Below are 16,428 nucleotides of genomic sequence, written 5' to 3'. Positions count from 1 at the left end.
GACGGGGGGCAGCGCTCCCCCGATTTACCCGCCACCTTCCCTCATCCCGGGACGGCTCGCGCCGTCCGGGCCTTCGCATACTGCGCCCGGCAGGCAGCGGCGGCACTGCGCCGCGCGCTAAGCCCATGACAACGACAATCCGCGGCCCGCGAGGCCGCAGGCTTCGCCAGGCCGTGAGCCGCGATGGCTCCGCCGGCAGGGCGCAGGAGGCGTGCAATGAACCTTCGAAGAACGACCGCGGTACTCCTCGGCCAGGCGGCGCTGCCCCTGGCCTGCGCATTCGCCGCCGAGGGGGCCAGCTACGGCGGGCCGGTGGGCGGCACCGACCTGGGGGCGGCGCTGCTGCCGGCCACCTCCGGTCTGTACGGCGGGCTGGTGCTCGGCTACGCCAGCGGCGATCGCTTCCATGGCAACGACGGCGGGCGCGACCCGGCGCTCGAAGGCCGCATGGCGTCCCAGGTGGCCGCCCTGGGCCTGCTCTACGTCTACCCCGGGCAGGTCTTCGGCGGCACCCTGGCCTCCAGCCTGCAGGGCAGCGTCAACGGCGGGCGCATGGAGCTGAACGGCGAGGCCCAGCACTACCAGGGCTTCGGCGACCTCTACGCGGACCTGCTGATGTGGAGCCGCTACCTGGGCGACGCCGCCCCCGGCCAGCGGCCCACCGGGGCGACGCTCAAGCTGGCGTACTCGATGGTGTTCCCCAGCGGCCGCTACAACACCTCGGATCTCTATACCTCCGGGCGCAACGTCTACTTCTTCGTGCCCAACGCCGCGCTCACCTACCTCGGCGGGCCGAACGCCCTGGGCGAGGGCCTGGAGCTGAGCCTGCACGCCTTCGTCAACGTCGCTTCCCGGAACCGTGCCACCGACTACGAAAGCGGCACCGTGGCCAACCTCAACTTCGCCGTCGGCCAGCGCATCGGCCGCTGGCAGCTGGGCCTGGCCGGCTACCACGCGCGCCAGCTCGATGACGACCGCCAGCACGGCGCGCGCGTCGAGCCGGACGGCCGGCGCTACCGCGCCACCGCGCTGGGGCCGGTGCTGGCCTACGACCTGCCGCGCGCCGCCGGCTCGCTGAAGTTCAAGGCGCTGGCGCCGCTGAGCACGCGCAATTCGCTGGCGGCCAATACCGCCTATGTCGTCTGGTCACGTTCGCTTTGAGGAGAGAGCCCATGGTCCGCAAGGACACCCCTGCGCTGCGCATCGGCATCGATGTCGGCGGCACCAATACCGACGCCGTGCTGATGCGCGGCCGCGAAGTGCTCTGCGCCCTGAAGCGCCCCACCACCGCGGCGGTCGGCGACGGCGTGGCGGCAGCGGTCGACGAACTGCTGCGCGAGGCGGCGGTGGAACCGGCGGCGGTGGCCGCGGTGATGCTGGGCACCACCCAGCTGCTCAACGCCTTCCTCGAACGCCGGCACCTGGCGCGGGTCGCGGTGGTGCGCCTGGCCCTGCCGCGCGGCGACGGCGTGCCGCCGCTGCTGGGCTGGCCGGCGGAGCTGTGCGAGGCGATCGATGGGCAGGTCTTCCTGGCCGACGGCGGCGCGCTGTTCAACGGCCGCACCTACAGCGCGCTGGATGTGCGCCAGCTCGAACGGATCGGCGCATCGATCCGCCAGCGCGGCGCCGAGGCGCTGGTGCTGTCCACCACCTTCGCCCCGCTGCGCCCGGACATCGAGCAGGAAGCGGCGGCGGTGTTGCGGAAGGTCCTGGGTGACGCGGTGCACCTGACGCTGTCTTCGGATGTCGGCGGCATCGGCCTGCTGGAGCGGGAGAACGCGGCCATCGTCAACGCCAGCCTGCAGCCGCTGGCGCAGCGGGTGGTCGGCGACCTGATGCGGGCCTTCCGCCGCCTGGAACTGAACGCGCCACTGTTCATCAGCCAGAACGACGGCACCCTGATCACCCCGTCGATGGCCACGCGCTTCCCGATCCTCACCTGCGCCGCGGGGCCGACCAACAGCCTGCGCGGCGCGGCCTTCCTCACCGGCGTCGAGGACGCCCTGGTGCTGGACATCGGCGGCACCACCAGCGACATCGGCGCCCTGGTCCAGGGCTTCCCGCGGCAGACCGCTGGCCCCCTGGAACTGGGCGGGGTGCGTTGCAACCTGCGCATGCCCGACACCCTGTCCGTCGCCCTCGGCGGCGGCACCCTGGTGCGTCTGGCGGAGGATGGGCCGGTGCTCGGCCCCGAGTCCCTGGGCCTGCACTTGCGCCAGCGGGCCCGGGTGTTCGGCGGCGACGCGCTGTGCGCGACCGACATCGCCGTGGCTGCCCACTGCCTGCAGGGCATCGGCGACCCGCGGCGCCTCGTCGATCTCGAACCGGCCCAGGTGGAACAGGCCATGGCCGCCATCCGCGGGACACTGGAGCACGCCCTGGAACGCATGCGCACCAGCAGCGCGCCCTTGCCGGTGGTGCTGGTGGGTGGCGGCAGCATCCTCCTGCCCATGCACCTGCAGGGCACCGCGCAGGTGCTGCGCCCGGCCCGCGCGGAGGTGGCCAACGCCATCGGCGCGGCCATCGCCCAGGTCAGCGGGCGTGTCGACCGCTTGTTCGAGATGCACCCGGGCAACCGTGAAAGCGTGCTGCGCCAGGCCCGCCAGGAGGCCATCGACGCCGCCGTGCAGGCCGGCGCCGAGCCTGCCAGCGTCGGCGTCGTGGAACTGAACGAACTGCCCATGACGCACCTGCGCGCCGGCGCCACCCGCGTGCAGGTCCGCGCCGTCGGCGACCTGGCCCTGGCCGCCGCCCACTGAACTCCCGAAGAGGACCCGAGCATGCCTTGCTTCGATACCATTTCCAGCCAGGACCTGGCGCGCGGCGCCGTGCTGCTGGGCACCGGCGGCGGGGGCGACCCCCATGTCGGCGAGCTGTTCCTGCGTCGCCAATTGCAGCGTGGCCTGCAGCCGCGCCTGCTGCCGCTGGCCGAGCTCGCCGACGAGGCCTTCGTGGTCAGCATCGCCGGGATAGGCGCGCCCACCGTGCTGGTCGAACACCTGCTCAGCGAGGTTGCCCTGCAGCACCTGCTGCAGCAGGCCGAGGCGCTCTACGCGCGGCCGATAGACGCGCTGATCTGCGCCGAGGTCGGCGGCGCCAACGCCATGCTGCCGCTGGCCGCCGCGGCCCTGAGCGGCCTGCCGCTGGTGGATGCCGACGGCATCGGCCGGGCCTTCCCGCACATCGACATGACCACCTTCGGCATCCACGGCTGCAGCGCTTCGCCGGCCCTGTTCAGCGATGACCTGGGCAACCTGGCGCGCCTGAGCGCGGTCGACAACCCGAGCCTGGAACTCATGGTCCGGGCCCTGGCCGCGAGCCTGGGCGGCAGCCTGTACGGCGTGCTCTATCCGCTGAGCGGGGCCCAGGCGAAGCGCTTCGCGGTAGCGGGCAGCATCACCCAGGCCCTGCGCATCGGCCGTCATATCCGCGAGGCGCGCGCCGGCAGCGCCGACCCGGTGGCCGGGCTGGTGCGCTTCCTCGACGGCCTGGAGCCGGGGCGCCGCGCCCGCGAGCTGTTCGACGGCAAGGTCGCCGACGTGCGCCACGAGACCCGCGACGGCTTCCACTGGGGCCAGGTGCTGCTGGAGCCGGCCAGCGGCAGCGGCGAAGCGGTGCTCATCGACATCCAGAACGAGTTCCTCCGCGCCCGTCAGGGCGAGCGCGTGCTGGCGGTGGTGCCCGACCTGCTGTGCCTGCTGGACAGCGAGAGCGCCGAGCCGCTGACCGCCGAGAACCTGCGCTACGGCATGCGCGTGCGCCTGCTGGCCTACGCCGCGCCGCCGTGCCTGCTCAGCGAGGCGGCGCTGGCGGTGGTGGGCCCGGCGCGCTTCGGCCTGGACTCGCCGTGGCGCTCCTTCCTGGCCGATGACCAGGGGAGGGCGCCGGCATGAACGAGCTACCTGGCGCGCAGCCCGACGGCGACCCTGCCACCTGCGCCCTGCCACACGGCGAAGGCCTGGGCGCCTGGCGCCTCGGCCTGATCCTGATGGGCGCGCTGATCGCCCTGCCGTGCTTCGTCACCGGCGCCGAACTGGCCCACGCCCTGGGCCGGCAGCAGGCGCTGCTGGCCTGCCTGGGCGGCGGCGCGGTACTCCTGCTGCTGGCGCTGCCCGCCGCCTACGCCGGGGCGCATTCGCGGCTGAGCACCTACATGCTGATCCTCGACGCCTTCGGTGCCGTGGGCGGGCGCTGCGTCAACCTAGTGCTGTCGCTGGCGCTGCTGGGCTGGTTCGGCGTGGTCGCCGGCCTGTTCGGCCAGGCCATGGCGGCGGCCGCGCCGGCCTTCCTGGCCGGCGTGCCGGCGCTGGGCTGGAGCCTGGTCGGCTGCCTGCTGATGCTGCTCACCAACCTGGTCGGCTTCCGCGCCCTGGACCGGCTGTCGCAACTGGCCACGCCGCTGAAGCTGGGCCTGGTGCTGTGGGCCTGCTGGGTGGCGCTGAAAGGCCACGGCATGCCGCCCGCGGGCGGTGGCGCCGGGGATTACTCGGTGCTGCAGGGCATGTCGCTGGTGGTAGGCGGCGTGGTCATCGGCTGCATCCTGCTGCCGGACATCTGCCGCCACGCCCTGTCGCCCGGCCGCGCGCTGGCGGCGGTGTTCTGTGCCTTCGGCCTGGGCTTCCCGCTGGTGCTGACGCTGGCCGGGCTGCCCAGCCTGGCCACCGGGGAGCGGCAACTGGTGGCGATCATGCTCGCCCTCGGCCTGGGCCTGCCGGCGATGCTGATCATCCTGCTCTCGGCCTGGTCGACCAACGCCTACAACCTCTACGCGGCGACCCTGGTGTGCGCCAGCGTGGCGCCGCAGGTGCAGCGCCGGCGCCTGGCGCTGTTCACCGGGCTGGTCGGCGCGACATTGGGGCTGGCCGGCCTGGGCGACGCCCTGCAGCATTACCTGGCGCTGCTGGCCGTGGCCCTGCCGCCGGTGGGCGGGGTGTACCTGTGCAACTACTACCTGAACCTGCGGGGCACCGTGCGCAGCCCGCGCCGCTGGCGGCCGGAAGCCTTCGGCGCCTGGGGCTGCGGGGTAGGGGCGGCGGCATTGCAGGTGTTCTGGCCGTTCACCCTGACCTGGGTGCCGGCGCTGGATTCGCTGCTGCTGGCGGCTGGCTGCTATCTGCTGCTACGCGCCATCGCCGCGCGCCGCGGAGTGCGGAAGCCGGGCGTGGCCCGGCAAGGCAGCCGGGCGCTGTTGCCCTGAGGCGCGCCCGGCGCGGAGGGATCAGTCTTCGCGGCTGGTGACTTCCACCAGGTGGTAGCCGAACTGGGTCTTCACCGGGCCCTGGACCTGGTTCAGCGGCGCGCTGAACACCACCTGGTCGAATTCGCGGACCATCTGGCCCGGGCGGAAGGAACCCAGGTCGCCGCCGCTGCGGCCGGACGGGCAGGTGGAATGCTCGCGGGCCAGGGCGGCGAAGTCGGCGCCACCTTCGATGGCGGCCTTGAGTTCATTGCACTTGGCTTCGCTGGAAACCAGGATGTGACGGGCGGAAGCGCGGGCCATGGTGATGCTCCTGAAAGGCAGAGGGGAGGGAGGCAGAGACTAGCGCATTTGCCGGTACGGTGCGGAGGGTTTCTGTCGGGGCGGCGCAGGCACGGAAGAATGCCGCGCTCATCCAGGTGGCCCGGCTTCTCGTAGGAGCGAGCTTGCTCGCGAACGGGGGTTTGTCGGTGGCTGAGGTGTTGGGGTTAAGAGCGCCCTCTCCCCAACCCTCTCCCGCAAGTGGGAGAGGGGGCTGTTCGGAGTGGGCGGTGAGTTCGGAGTCATCCTGCTACTCCGAACCCCACCCCGTCATTCCCGCGAACGCGGGAACCCAGTGACTGGCGGGTTCGCGAGCAAGCTCGCTCCTACGAAAAGCAAAAGCGCGCCGCTCTTGCTTTTGGATTTCCAGAGAAACCTCCGCGCACTCCGAAACGCCCCTTCAGAAGGCCGAGCGAAACCCGCGCTCAGGAGGTCATGCGACATGGATGTCGCGAGAGCCCCGTGGGCTACAGGGACGTACCCTCGGGGCGGGCCTCCGTGGCGGGGGAATTCGTGAGGGTAGCCCGGCTTTATCGGGCCCGTATGCGGGGCAAGCCTTTTTGGTTCCTTTTTGCGGGGGTGGCCTTCCACCGTTTGACAAAAGGGACTCGCCCGAGGGGGCGAAACAAGAAGGTCGGGCAAACTCGGAGCGGCGCAGAAACGCCCAAGCCAAGGCAGCTGGGTTCCCGCGTTCGCGGGAATGACAAAGGTTCGCGAGCAAGCTCGCTCCTACGAAAAGCGGGGGCCCCTTCATGTAGGAGCGGGCCCTGCCCGCGATTTCGCGCGCAGGGCGCGCTCCTACAGGGGAATGGCGCGGGTGGGGTGGCGTAGGAGCGGATCTCATCCGCGAATCGCGCCGGTGGTTCCGGCTATCGCGGACGGAGTCCGCTCCTACGGGGTGACGCCGAACCTCACTGCCTGCCGAACACCTCATCCAGATGCTTGCGATAACGCTCCACATCCGCCTCGATGTTCGGCCGCTTCATCACATCCACGCAGAGGAAGGTCGGCAGCGCCTGCATGCCGAGGAACTGGTTGGCCTTGTGGAAGGGGAAGTAGACCGCATCCACGCCCTTGCCCTCGAAGAAGTCGCTGGGGTCGTCGAAGGCCTGCTGCGGGGCGTTCCAGGTCAGCGAGAGCATGTAGCGCTTGCCATGGATCAGGCCACCGCTGCCGTACTTCTGCGAGGCGTCGGAGCGGGTGCGGCCGTCGTTGGCGTAGAGGCTGCCGTGGCCGGCGGTGAAGACCTCGTCGACGTACTTCTTCACGGTCCAGGGTGCGCCCATCCACCAGCCGGGCATCTGGTAGATCACCACGTCGGCCCAGAGGAATTTCTGCACCTCTTCCTGGATGTCGTAGCCGCCGTCGATGAAGGTTTCCTTCACGTCGAAGCCGGCGTGGTCGAGGTGGGCCAGCGCTGCTTCGTGCAGGGTGGCGTTGTATTGGCCGTTGGAATGGGCGAACTGCTTGCCGCCATTGAGCAGGAGGATGTTTTTCATGGAAAGGCTCCGAAAGCTGTGAGTGGCCGGCAGGATAGCCAGGCCGCGGAAGCGGAAAAACCGGCCCCGCGGCAATTGATTTGTGTTTCTAACTCACGAATCGGCGCCGGGAATTGCTCCAGGTTATGCAATCGGCAGATAGCCCGGGGCAATGCGCGGGCTGCGGGCGATGACGCCGCCGGCGGCTCTGGCCACCGGCGGCGCCTGGTGCGTCAGACGGAGCTGGGCACCAGCTTGCGGCAGCTTTCCTTGCGGCTGGGGTATTGCTCGCACTTGCGCAATACGGACTGCACCTGGTCGTCGGCCTTGAGCTGACGGTTGGCCAGCAGTTTCTCGGTGATGAACAGCTCTTCCGAACCCAGGTTGCGCTCGGCCTTGTCGATCATCGTCAATGCCGCCTGTGGATCGTTGCGCTTGAGGTGATAGCTGATCATCAGGTCGTAGATCGACGGCCCGGCCAGCGACCAGTCCTGGATCGACTCCAGGTCGGCCAGCGCCGCGCGGCCGTCACCGCGGTCCAGGTGGACGTTGAAGGCGGCGCGGCGCACCCCGGGTTGGTTGCCCACCGGCGAGGCCAGGGCGCGGGCGATGAAGGCCTGGGCCTGGGCCGGTTGCTTCTGTTCCAGCGCCGCGGTGGCGGCGTAGGCGTCCTTGTAGCCCTGCAGCGAGGCACGCACCTTCTCCGAGTCACGCACCTTCGGCCAACTGCGCCGGTCGACCCGCGCGCGGGTCTGTTGGTGGTACTCGCGCTGCAGGTACTTGCGCAATTCCTCGTCGCGGTCGGTGGGCGACATGTGCGAGCGGGTGAAGTATTGCCCGGTAGCCGCGATGGCCGTGCCCAGGCCCTGGTCGAGCAGGGTGTTGAGCTCGCGGCTGAAGCGGTTCAGGTCGAACTGTTGCAGCGACTCCTGCATAGCGCCCTGGCGCGCCTTGAGGAAGCCGCCGAGCAGCGGTTCCTGCTTGCCCTGGAAATCGCCCAGGCGCTGCAGGCTGACGCTGGCGGCGCGCGGCGCGTAGCCGGCGCGGATCATCAGGTCGCTGCCCAGCAGGTCGGCCTGGTCTTCCTGGGTGCGGCCCCAGGCGGTGCTCCAGACGTTGTCCGAGAAGCTGTTGGCCAGTGCGGTGTAGAGCAGCGTATTGCCGATGGTCTTCTGGGTGCCCAGCGGGTCCTTGCTGATCAGCCTGAGCTTGCCGCTGCTGCGGTCCACGCCGGTGTCCGCAGCCACCGCGGCGACCACCACGGTGGTGGCGACGTTGAGCATCAGTTCCTTCTGCTGCTGGAACGCGGCCAGGCGGTCGTGATGGCGCAGCAGCACGTGGCTCATCTCGTGGCCGAGCATGGCGGCGATCTCGTCCTCGCTCTCGACGTTGTCGAGCATGCCCAGCGGCACGAAGATGGTGCCGAAGGGGTCGGCCGAGGGGCCGAAGGCGTAGCTGTCGGTGATGCGCACCTGCAGTTTCGGCGCTTCGCCCGGCCAGCCCTTGGCCAGGCGCTCGACGATGCCTTGCAGGTAGGCCTGCAGCTCGGGGATCTGCACCAGGTTCTGCTGGCGGATCTCGCCGGCAGGCAGGGTGCGGCCGTCGAAGCTCAGGCGCTGCTGGCCGGCGCGTTGCGGGTCGAGCCGGTAGTACTCGCGAACCTCGGCCTGGTCCAGGTAGTGGCCCTGCACCCGCGACTGGGTGGAGGGGCCGACCAGGTTCAGCGCCGCCTTGTGGGCACCGTCGAGGGTCTGGCAGCCGGCCAGCAGGGCGAGCAGCGGCAGGGCCAGCAGGGCGGGCGTCATGCGGGCCGTCCTCACTTCTTGCACCCCGCGCCGAAGCCGATGGTGGAGTTGTTCTGCTGGTCCTCGGCCTGGCTGCGGGTGAGTTTCTCGCAGGGCAGGTCGACCACGTGCAGCGGCGGGTCGACGCGCACTGCCATGCTGTCCAGCCAGACCTTCTGCCCGCTCACCTCGACCTCCACCAGGTCCAGCTCCTTGTCGTACTGCAGCACCGGCAGGGCCTGGCGCGGCAGGCTGGCGCTGGGCACCGCGCGCTGCACCTTGCCCTGGTCGTCGAGCAGTTCCACCGTGTCGTCGAGGTAGCCCACCACCTGGCTGGCGGCCAACAGGCTCTGGCTGAACAGGGCGCAAAGCAGGAATAGGGAGGTTTTGCTCATCTCTGGACTCCTTGAGTAGGGCGGTTTCCGAAGCCTCTTCAGGCGTTGCGCTGAAGGCGTTCCTGGATCTTCTCGGTGAACAGAGAAAGCGACAGCAGGAGGATGCCGAGCACGTTCACCGGGGTCATGTTCAGCCGGTACAGCGCATAGCTCAGCGCCGCCAGCAGCAAGGTCATCAGCGCAAGGCCGGTCATCGGCGAGCGCAGCCAGGGGCTGTGCGGCCAGCGTCCGGCGGGCCGCGCCTGGAGGAACTTGAGCTGCGCGATCAGGCCGAGCAGGGCCAGCTGCGCCAGGTCCAGCAGGTTCACCGAGCCCAGGCTGAAGTCGGCCAGTGCCGGTGGGTCGCGGTAGTAATGCGGGCCCCAGGCGATCAGGTTGTCCAGGGCCATGGCGTGCAGGTACACGCCGGGGATCTTGCCGTGCAGCGGCGACAGGGTGAGGTCGCCGGTGCCGGCGATGCTGGCGCCGACCAGCACCAGCTTGCCGCGCAGCAACTCGCGCAGCAGGGCGCGGTCTTGGTCGGCGGTGGCTTCCAGGTCGCTGGCGGTCAGCGTCAGGCTGTACGGGCAGGTGGCCTGGGCCGAGTTGCCGAGCTTCCAGAACATCGCCTGGAGCATCTGCCGGAACACTCCCGGGGCGCTGCAATGCCCGATGGTCGAGATATGTTCCTGCTGCGGCGAGAGCTTCAGGCCCCACTGCAGGGCCATGGCCGGCAGTTGCGCGGCGGCCTCGGCGTCGGCCGGCAGCGTCGGGCAGTCGTGGCGTCGGCAGTATTCGCGGTACAGGCCCAGGGCAGGAGTCTCCAAGGTGCCCAGCGGAGTCGGCGCGGCCAGCGGATACTGGTCGCCGAAGCCGCTCCAGGCCACCAGGGCCGGGCGGCTGACCGAGGCGAAGCGCGGCAGTGCGTTGACCGCGCCGTCCACGCCGCGCGGCAACCCCGTATTGGCCAGCAGCAGGGGGATGCCCTGGCGCTGGTAGCGCTCGAACACGTTGGCCAGCAACTGGCTTTCCATCAGCGGTTGCTGGCCTGGCACCGCCCGGGAGTGGTCATGGCTGTACAGCAGGTCGACGAACACCGCGCCGGGCTGGTAGGCGAGCAGGCGCTTGAACAGCTTGCTCTGTTCGTTGTAGGGCAGCGGCCAGTAGGCCTGGTGGCGTTGCAGGTAGGCGTCGTCGACCAGCACCACCACCACCTGGTGCTGCCCGCTGTCCGGGTAGCGCTCGGCGAACAGGCGGTTCAGCCAGCGCGCCGAGGCGGCGTTGGAGGAGCTGGCCAGGCCGAAGGGATCGCACAGGGCGATGAAGGCGACGGCCAGGCCGAAGACGATCGGGCGGGCATAACGCGAGACGAAGGCTTTGACCGACTGCTGCAACCTGGCTTCCCTGCACATGGCGATTCATTGGCGTCATTTTGCCATCATTGTTTCGTGATGTGAAAGTGCCATCTTTTCGCTGGGCGACCGAGCGTGTGCAGGGGGCAGCGAAATCCCGCCGGATCGCGCATCATGTCCGGCAGTCCACCAAGGGAGCCTTTCATGCGCGTCTTGCCGTCCGTTCTGCGATGCCTCCTGCCGTCCCTGGCGCTGCTGGCCGGCGCCGGCCATGCCGTGGCGGCCGAGCCGCTGCTCGAAGCCATCAACCTCTATCGCAGCCAGCCGCAGGCCTGCGCCGGCCGGGCCAGCGAGGCGCTGCCGCCGCTGGGGCAGGATGCGCGGCTGGTGCTGGCGCCGGGCGTTTCCGACTGGCAGTCGGCGCTCAAGGCCACCGGCTACCCCATGAGCAGCGCGCGCATGCTCAGCCTCAGCGGGCCGAAGGATGAGCAGGCGGCCATGGCGGCGTTGCAGGAGAGTTTCTGCCAGGTGCTGCTCGACCCGCAGTTCATCGAGGTCGGCGTCAGCCGCCAGGGCAACGACTGGCGCGTGGTGCTGGCGCGGCCGCTGCTGCAGGGCAAGCTGGGCGACTGGCAGGCCGAGGGGCAGAAGCTGTTGCAGGCAGTCAATGCCGCGCGGGGGCAGGCGCGCCAGTGTGGCGGGCAGGGCTTCGCCAAGGCTGCGCCGCTGGGCTGGAATGCCGTGCTGGGCGGCGTGGCCGAGGAGCACAGCCGCTCCATGGCCAACGGCAACTATTTCTCCCACCTGGATCGCGACGGCCGCACCCCCGGCGACCGCGCCGAGCTGGGCGGCTACAGCGCCGGCGCCGTGGGCGAGAACATCGCCGCCGGGCAGGGCACCGCGAATGCCGTGGTGCAGGCCTGGCTGGCCAGCCCCGGGCACTGCGCCAACCTGATGAGCCCGCAGTACCGCGAGCTGGGCGCGGCCTACGCGGTGGACCCGAAGAGCGACGCCGGCATCTACTGGACGGCGATGTTCGGCGCGCCCTGAGCGCGCCTCAGGCGAGGCTGCGCTGCAGTTGCTCGATGGTGTCGCCGAGGCTGCCCAGGTACTGGCGGCGCACCTGCTCGACGCTGCCCTGGTCCTGTGGCCAGTGCAGCGCGACGCTGCCCAGCAGGCGTTCGCCGGCGCGCACCGGCAGGGCGATGGCGCGGATCAGGAAGGGCAGGCGCACCGAGTATTCCCAGTGGCCTTCGGTGCGTTCGCCGAAGCCGCGATGGTGCGCGCGCTCGTGCAGTTGCAGCAGCTCCTCGTCCTGCAGCGCGTGGCGTTCGGCCAGGCTGCGCACGTGCTGCTCGTCCAGCGCGGCGAGGCAGGCCTGGCCCATGGCCGAGTGGAACAGGCTGGCCTTGAGGCCGATGATCATGCGGTTGCTCGGGTAGCGCTTGCGCAGGCGCTCGGGCACCGAGCTTTCCATCACCCGCAGGTCGGCGCCGTCGAAGAACGACAGGTCGGCCACCAGCCCGGTGCGCTCGCTCAGCGCCTTGAGCAGCGGCGCGGCTTCCTCCACCAGGCGCCGGCTCTGGCGCTCGGTGGCGTCGCCGAACAGCCGCCGCGAGCTCAGGCGGTAGCGCCGGTCGCACAGGCCGCGGTACAGCCAGCCCTGCTCCTGCAGGGTGTGCAGCAGGCGCGAGACGGTGGCCTTGGGCAGGGCGGTGAGGTAGTGCAGTTCCTCCAGCCCCAGGGAGCCGTGCTCGCCGAGCAGTTCGACGATCGCCAGGGCGCGCTCCACCGAGCGCACCGTGCTGCCTTCCTCTTTCCCCTGCATCGCCGTTCCCCATGTACCCAATGCCGTCGGCAATGGGGAGGCAGGATGCGTGCCATGCCCGAGCGGGCGCCGCGCCTCAGCGTTCATCGAGCAGCGCCGGCGGCCGCCGGGCGACCCAGCGCGTCCGTTGTTCATGGGCGTGGGCCAGTTGCAGCACGGCCAGGTCCGCCTGCGCCGGGCCGAGGATCTGCACGCCCATGGGCAGCCCGGCGGGGTTGAAGCCCACCGGCACGTTCATCGCCGGCAGCCCGGCGAGGGTGGCGCCGATCACCACTTCCATCCAGCGGTGGTAGGTGTCCATCGGGCGGCCGGCGATGGCATCCGGCCATGCCAGTTGTGCATCGAAAGGGAACACCTGGGCACTGGGCAGGAGCAGGTAGTCGTAACGCTCGAACAGCTTCTGCAGGGCGCGGTACCAGTCGCTGCGGTCCAGCGAGGCCTGGTAGACGTCGGCGGCGCCCAGGCCCAGGCCCGACTCCACTTCCCAGATCGCCTCCGGCTTGAGTTGCCGGCGCAACGTCGGCTCGGCATAGGCCTGGGCCAGGCTGCCGGCCACCAGCCACTGGCGGTGCACCAGCCAGCAGCGCCACAGGCGCGCCATGTCGTAGTCCGGGCGGCACGGCTCGACCTCGGCGCCCAGGGCGCGGAAGTCCGCCAGGCCCGCCTCGCACAGCGCGAGCAGGCCCGGCTCGGTGGGCAGGTAGCCGTCGAAGTCGCCCAGCCAGCCAATGCGCGCGCCGCGGAAGTCGCGCTCCAGCGGTCCGGCGAGGTCGTCGCTGCCACGCAGCGAAAGCGGCGCGCCGGGCGCATGGCCGGCCTGGGTGCGCAGCAGCGCGGCGACGTCGGCCACGCTGCGGCCCATGGGCCCCTCGCTGGCCAGTTGCTGGACGAACAGTTCATTGGACGGGCCGAAGGGCACGCGGCCCTGGGACGGGCGCAGGCCGTAGACGTTGTTGAACGCCGCCGGGTTGCGCAGCGAGCCCATCATGTCGCTGCCGTCGGCCACCGGCAGCATGCGCAACGCCAGGGCCACCGCGGCGCCGCCGCTGCTGCCGCCGGCCGTCAGGCGCGGGTCGTAGGCGTTGCCGGTGATGCCGAACACGGCGTTGTAGGTGTGCGAGCCCAGGCCGAACTCGGGCACGTTGCTGCGCCCGACGAAGATCGCCCCGGCCTTGCGCGCGCGCTCCACCACGTAGGCGTCGTGCCCGGTCACCTGCCTGGCGAACAGCGGCGAGCCCATGCTGGTGACCAGCCCGGCGCAGGCCGCCAGGTCCTTCGGCGCCTGGGGCATGCCGTGCAGCCAGCCGAGCCAGCGGCCCTGGGCGAGCAGGCGGTCGTGTTCGTCGGCCTCGCGCAACAGTTCGTCTTCAGGGCGCAGCGAGACCAGCGCATTGACCCGCGGGTTGTAGCGTTCGATCTGTTCCAGGTAGGCCCGCATCACCTCGCGGCAACTGAGCTGGCGGTTGCGGATCGCCTCCGACAGCGGCAGCGCGTCGAGGGCGACGATTTCCTGCTGCAGCGGGGTGGCGTAGGGCGCGGTCATGGCGGTCATTCACAGGCTCCGGGCAGTGGCGGAAAGGGTAGCGCGGGCGCGGCGCCGGGCCAGGGCCTCGGGCGCGCCTTCGCGGAGGAAGGCCAGGGCGAACAGGCCGATCAGCGAGGCCGCCAGCACGTACCAGGCCGGCGCCACCGGGGTGCCGCCGACCTTTGTCAGCCAGGCGACGATGAACGGGGCGAAGCCGCCGAACAGCATCACCGCGACGTTGTAGGCCAGGGCCAGGCCGGTGGAGCGCACGCGGGTGGGGAACTGCTCGGCCACGGCGGTGGGCGCCGGGCCGTAGCTGATGCCGATCAGGCTGCACAGCACCAGCTGCATCACCAGCAGGTTGCCGATGCTCGGCGCGCCGGCCACCCAGGCGAACAGCGGGTAGATCAGCAGGGTGAAGCCGAGCATGCCGGCGAACAGCACCGGGCGCCGGCCGTAGCGGTCGGAGAGGGCGCCGGCGACGGGGATGATCACGGTCATCAGCGCCACCGCCAGCATCTGCACCATGAACACCTGGTCCAGCGGCAGGCCCAGTTGGGTGTGGGCGAAGGTCGGCATGTTCACCAGCACCACGTAGAAGGCCACGGTGCCGTTGATGGTCGAGCCCATGGTCACCAGCACCGCGCGGCGGTGCTCGCGCAGCACCTGGCGCAGGCCGACGGGTTTTTCCTGGCTGCTGGCGCGGACGAAGTCCTCGGTCTCTTCCATGTGCCGGCGCATCCACAGGCCCACCGGGCCGATCAGCAGGCCGAGCAGGAAGGGCACGCGCCAGCCCCAGGCGTCCAGCGCCTCGGGCGACAGGTTGTGGGTGACCAGCGCGCCCATGCCGGCGCCGGCGAACACCGCCAGGCACTGGCCGAACAGCTGCCAGGCGCCGTACAGGCCGCGGCGGTTGGCCGGCGCCGACTCCACCAGGAAGGCCGTGGCGCTGGCGTATTCGCCGCCGGTGGCGAAGCCCTGGAGCATGCGCGCGATGACGATCAGCGCCGGCGCGCCGACGCCGATGGCGGCGTAGTCCGGGGCGAAGGCGATCAGCGCGATGGCCAGGGTCATCAGCGCGATGATCAATTGCATGGCCGCCTTGCGGCCCTTGCGGTCGGCGTACATGCCCAGCAGCACGCCGCCCACCGGGCGCATGAAGAAGCCCACGCCGAAGGTGGCCAGGGCCATCAGCAGCGAGGCGTAGGCGCTTTCGGCGGGGAAGAACAGCCGGGCGATCAGGCTGGAGAGGAAACCATAGACGATGAAGTCGTACCATTCGAGGGCGTTGCCGATCACGGCGGCTGCCACCTGGTGGTTGCGCGACACGGCGCGGGAAGAGGTCTGCATCACGGGGTGCTCCAGGAAAGGGGGAGGGCAGCTCGATAAGGTGCTCAGGAGCGCAGCCAGCGCTCGGCCAGCGCCGCCCAGTAGGCGGCGCCGCGCACCAGGATGGCGTCGTTGAAGTCGTAGGCCGGGTTGTGCACCATCGCCCCGGCGCCGTTGCCGATGAACAGGTAGCTGCCGGGGCAGCGCTGGAGCATCCAGCCGAAGTCCTCGCTGCCCATCACCGTGGGCGCCTCGCGCACTTCGTCGGCGCCCACCAGTTCGAGGCCGACTTCGCGGGCGAAGGCGGTTTCCGCCGCCGTGTTGACCAGCACCGGGTAGGCTGGGCGGTGCTCGACCTGCGCCGTGCAGCCGTAGCTCTGCGCCTGGCTGTGGATGATCGCCTGCACCCGCTCCAGCACCTGTTCGCGCACCTTGGCGTCGAGCGCGCGCAGGCTCAGGCGCAGCAATGCCTGCTGCGGGATGACGTTGGCCGCCTCGCCGGCCTGCAGCGCGCCCACGGTGACCACCGCGGCCTGCTGCGGGTCGACGTTGCGCCCCACCACGGTCTGCAATGCCATCACCACGCTCGCCGCCGCCACCAGCGGGTCGACGCTCAGGTGCGGCATCGAGCCGTGGCCGCCGACGCCTTCGATGCGCACTTCCAGCAGGTCCTGGGAGGCCATCATCGGCCCGTTGCGGAAGCACAGGTGGCCGGCTTCCAGCCCCGGCATGTTGTGCATGCCGAACAGCGCGTCGCAGGGGAAGCGCTGCAGCAGGTCGTCCTCCAGCATGGCCAGGGCGCCGCCCTGGCCTTCCTCGGCGGGCTGGAAGATCAGCGTCAGGCTGCCCTGGAAGTTGCGGGTGGCGGCCAGGTAGCGCGCCGCGCCGAGCAGCATCGTGGTGTGGCCGTCGTGGCCGCAGGCGTGCATGCGCCCGTGATGGCAGCTGCTGTAGGGCAGGCCGGTGGCTTCCTCGATGGGCAGCGCGTCCATGTCGGCGCGCAGGCCCAGGCGCCGCGGCGAGTCGCCGTTGCGCAGCACGCCGACCACGCCGGTGCGGCCGACGCCGCGGTGCACCTCGTAGCCCCACTGGCCGAGCAGGTCGGCCACAAGGTCAGCGGTGCGGCGTTCTTCGAAGCCCAGTTCGGGGTGGGCGTGGATGTCCTGGCGCAGGGCCTTGAGTTCGTCGGCGCTGTCGTTCAGCCAGGCGAGGATGTGAGCGTGGAGGGGCATATGGGGCT

The 16,428-nt window shown here is 70.6% G+C and carries 14 protein-coding genes; 5 read left to right on the top strand and 9 right to left on the bottom strand.

The window, feature by feature from the left end; genetic code table 11:
* Positions 1-216 precede the first annotated feature (216 nt).
* From M8R19_RS05760 to M8R19_RS05745, 4 genes are read left to right on the top strand one after another with little or no spacing between them, the layout of a single operon-like run.
* Positions 217-1,161 carry a SphA family protein gene (locus tag M8R19_RS05760; RefSeq protein ID WP_043270753.1) on the top strand — a complete coding sequence of 315 codons (945 nt, stop codon included), beginning with the start codon at positions 217-219 and terminating at the stop codon, positions 1,159-1,161.
* Between the two features lie 11 nt (positions 1,162-1,172).
* Entirely contained in the window at positions 1,173-2,759 is a 1,587-nt protein-coding gene (locus M8R19_RS05755; RefSeq protein ID WP_249917283.1) for a hydantoinase/oxoprolinase N-terminal domain-containing protein, read from the top strand.
* A 21-nt stretch (positions 2,760-2,780) separates the two neighbouring features.
* Positions 2,781-3,893: an S-methyl thiohydantoin desulfurase family protein gene (locus M8R19_RS05750; protein WP_249917282.1), complete on the top strand. Its 1,113-nt coding sequence runs from the start codon at positions 2,781-2,783 to the stop codon at positions 3,891-3,893.
* Complete coding sequence (locus M8R19_RS05745; RefSeq protein WP_249917281.1) at positions 3,890-5,197, top strand: SLC5/6 family protein; 1,308 nt, start codon at positions 3,890-3,892, stop codon at positions 5,195-5,197. Before M8R19_RS05750 ends, M8R19_RS05745 begins: the two co-directional genes overlap by 4 nt.
* A gap of 21 nt (positions 5,198-5,218) precedes the next feature.
* Here the strand turns inward: M8R19_RS05745 and M8R19_RS05740 are convergent, their stop codons facing one another.
* From M8R19_RS05740 to M8R19_RS05720, 5 genes are all read right to left on the bottom strand, one after another.
* A complete protein-coding gene (locus M8R19_RS05740) occupies positions 5,219-5,500 on the bottom strand; it encodes a peptidylprolyl isomerase (protein ID WP_009621739.1) in 282 nt (93 codons plus the stop codon).
* A 929-nt stretch (positions 5,501-6,429) separates the two neighbouring features.
* Complete coding sequence (gene mdaB, locus M8R19_RS05735) at positions 6,430-7,017, bottom strand: NADPH:quinone oxidoreductase MdaB (protein WP_249917280.1); 588 nt, start codon at positions 7,015-7,017, stop codon at positions 6,430-6,432.
* Between the two features lie 212 nt (positions 7,018-7,229).
* Positions 7,230-8,801: a M48 family metallopeptidase gene (locus M8R19_RS05730; protein WP_249917279.1), complete on the bottom strand. Its 1,572-nt coding sequence runs from the start codon at positions 8,799-8,801 to the stop codon at positions 7,230-7,232.
* Between the two features lie 11 nt (positions 8,802-8,812).
* The gene (locus M8R19_RS05725) at positions 8,813-9,175 is read right to left on the bottom strand and encodes a hypothetical protein (RefSeq protein ID WP_249917278.1); all 363 of its coding nucleotides are present in this window, start codon (positions 9,173-9,175) and stop codon (positions 8,813-8,815) included.
* 38 nt (positions 9,176-9,213) lie between these two features.
* Positions 9,214-10,566 (bottom strand): CHASE2 domain-containing protein, encoded by a 1,353-nt coding sequence (locus M8R19_RS05720; RefSeq protein WP_249917277.1) that lies wholly within the window; start codon positions 10,564-10,566, stop codon positions 9,214-9,216.
* A gap of 144 nt (positions 10,567-10,710) precedes the next feature.
* On the opposite strand from M8R19_RS05720, the gene M8R19_RS05715 reads away from it, so the two are divergent.
* Positions 10,711-11,556, top strand: a complete 846-nt coding sequence (locus M8R19_RS05715; protein ID WP_249917276.1) for a CAP domain-containing protein — start codon at positions 10,711-10,713, stop codon at positions 11,554-11,556.
* 7 nt (positions 11,557-11,563) lie between these two features.
* Here the strand turns inward: M8R19_RS05715 and M8R19_RS05710 are convergent, their stop codons facing one another.
* The 4 genes from M8R19_RS05710 to M8R19_RS05695 all read right to left on the bottom strand — a co-directional run bounded on the left by M8R19_RS05710 (position 11,564) and on the right by M8R19_RS05695 (position 16,420).
* Positions 11,564-12,334, bottom strand: coding sequence for an IclR family transcriptional regulator (locus M8R19_RS05710; RefSeq protein WP_249917275.1), 771 nt, complete (start codon positions 12,332-12,334; stop codon positions 11,564-11,566).
* A gap of 76 nt (positions 12,335-12,410) precedes the next feature.
* Positions 12,411-13,877 (bottom strand): amidase, encoded by a 1,467-nt coding sequence (locus M8R19_RS05705; protein ID WP_249920141.1) that lies wholly within the window; start codon positions 13,875-13,877, stop codon positions 12,411-12,413.
* A gap of 9 nt (positions 13,878-13,886) precedes the next feature.
* Positions 13,887-15,209, bottom strand: coding sequence for a citrate-proton symporter (locus tag M8R19_RS05700; RefSeq protein WP_116423641.1), 1,323 nt, complete (start codon positions 15,207-15,209; stop codon positions 13,887-13,889).
* Positions 15,210-15,253: 44 nt separating this feature from the next.
* Positions 15,254-16,420: a M20 aminoacylase family protein gene (locus M8R19_RS05695; RefSeq protein ID WP_249917274.1), complete on the bottom strand. Its 1,167-nt coding sequence runs from the start codon at positions 16,418-16,420 to the stop codon at positions 15,254-15,256.
* Between the last annotated feature and the right edge of the window lie 8 nt (positions 16,421-16,428).

This window comes from Pseudomonas sp. R3.Fl (assembly GCF_023516765.1).
Lineage (GTDB): Bacteria > Pseudomonadota > Gammaproteobacteria > Pseudomonadales > Pseudomonadaceae > Pseudomonas > Pseudomonas citronellolis.
The sequence above is the reverse complement of the archived record's forward strand: the minus strand, read 5'-3'. Positions and strand labels throughout refer to the sequence as shown.

Coding starts and splice junctions, on each gene's coding strand:
- M8R19_RS05760 (WP_043270753.1), top strand. CDS start 217: ATGAACCTTCGAAGAACGACCGCGGTACTCCTCGGCCAGGCGGCGCTG.
- M8R19_RS05755 (WP_249917283.1), top strand. CDS start 1,173: ATGGTCCGCAAGGACACCCCTGCGCTGCGCATCGGCATCGATGTCGGC.
- M8R19_RS05750 (WP_249917282.1), top strand. CDS start 2,781: ATGCCTTGCTTCGATACCATTTCCAGCCAGGACCTGGCGCGCGGCGCC.
- M8R19_RS05745 (WP_249917281.1), top strand. CDS start 3,890: ATGAACGAGCTACCTGGCGCGCAGCCCGACGGCGACCCTGCCACCTGC.
- M8R19_RS05740 (WP_009621739.1), bottom strand. CDS start 5,500: ATGGCCCGCGCTTCCGCCCGTCACATCCTGGTTTCCAGCGAAGCCAAG.
- mdaB (WP_249917280.1), bottom strand. CDS start 7,017: ATGAAAAACATCCTCCTGCTCAATGGCGGCAAGCAGTTCGCCCATTCC.
- M8R19_RS05730 (WP_249917279.1), bottom strand. CDS start 8,801: ATGACGCCCGCCCTGCTGGCCCTGCCGCTGCTCGCCCTGCTGGCCGGC.
- M8R19_RS05725 (WP_249917278.1), bottom strand. CDS start 9,175: ATGAGCAAAACCTCCCTATTCCTGCTTTGCGCCCTGTTCAGCCAGAGC.
- M8R19_RS05720 (WP_249917277.1), bottom strand. CDS start 10,566: ATGTGCAGGGAAGCCAGGTTGCAGCAGTCGGTCAAAGCCTTCGTCTCG.
- M8R19_RS05715 (WP_249917276.1), top strand. CDS start 10,711: ATGCGCGTCTTGCCGTCCGTTCTGCGATGCCTCCTGCCGTCCCTGGCG.
- M8R19_RS05710 (WP_249917275.1), bottom strand. CDS start 12,334: ATGCAGGGGAAAGAGGAAGGCAGCACGGTGCGCTCGGTGGAGCGCGCC.
- M8R19_RS05705 (WP_249920141.1), bottom strand. CDS start 13,877: ATGACCGCGCCCTACGCCACCCCGCTGCAGCAGGAAATCGTCGCCCTC.
- M8R19_RS05700 (WP_116423641.1), bottom strand. CDS start 15,209: ATGCAGACCTCTTCCCGCGCCGTGTCGCGCAACCACCAGGTGGCAGCC.
- M8R19_RS05695 (WP_249917274.1), bottom strand. CDS start 16,420: ATGCCCCTCCACGCTCACATCCTCGCCTGGCTGAACGACAGCGCCGAC.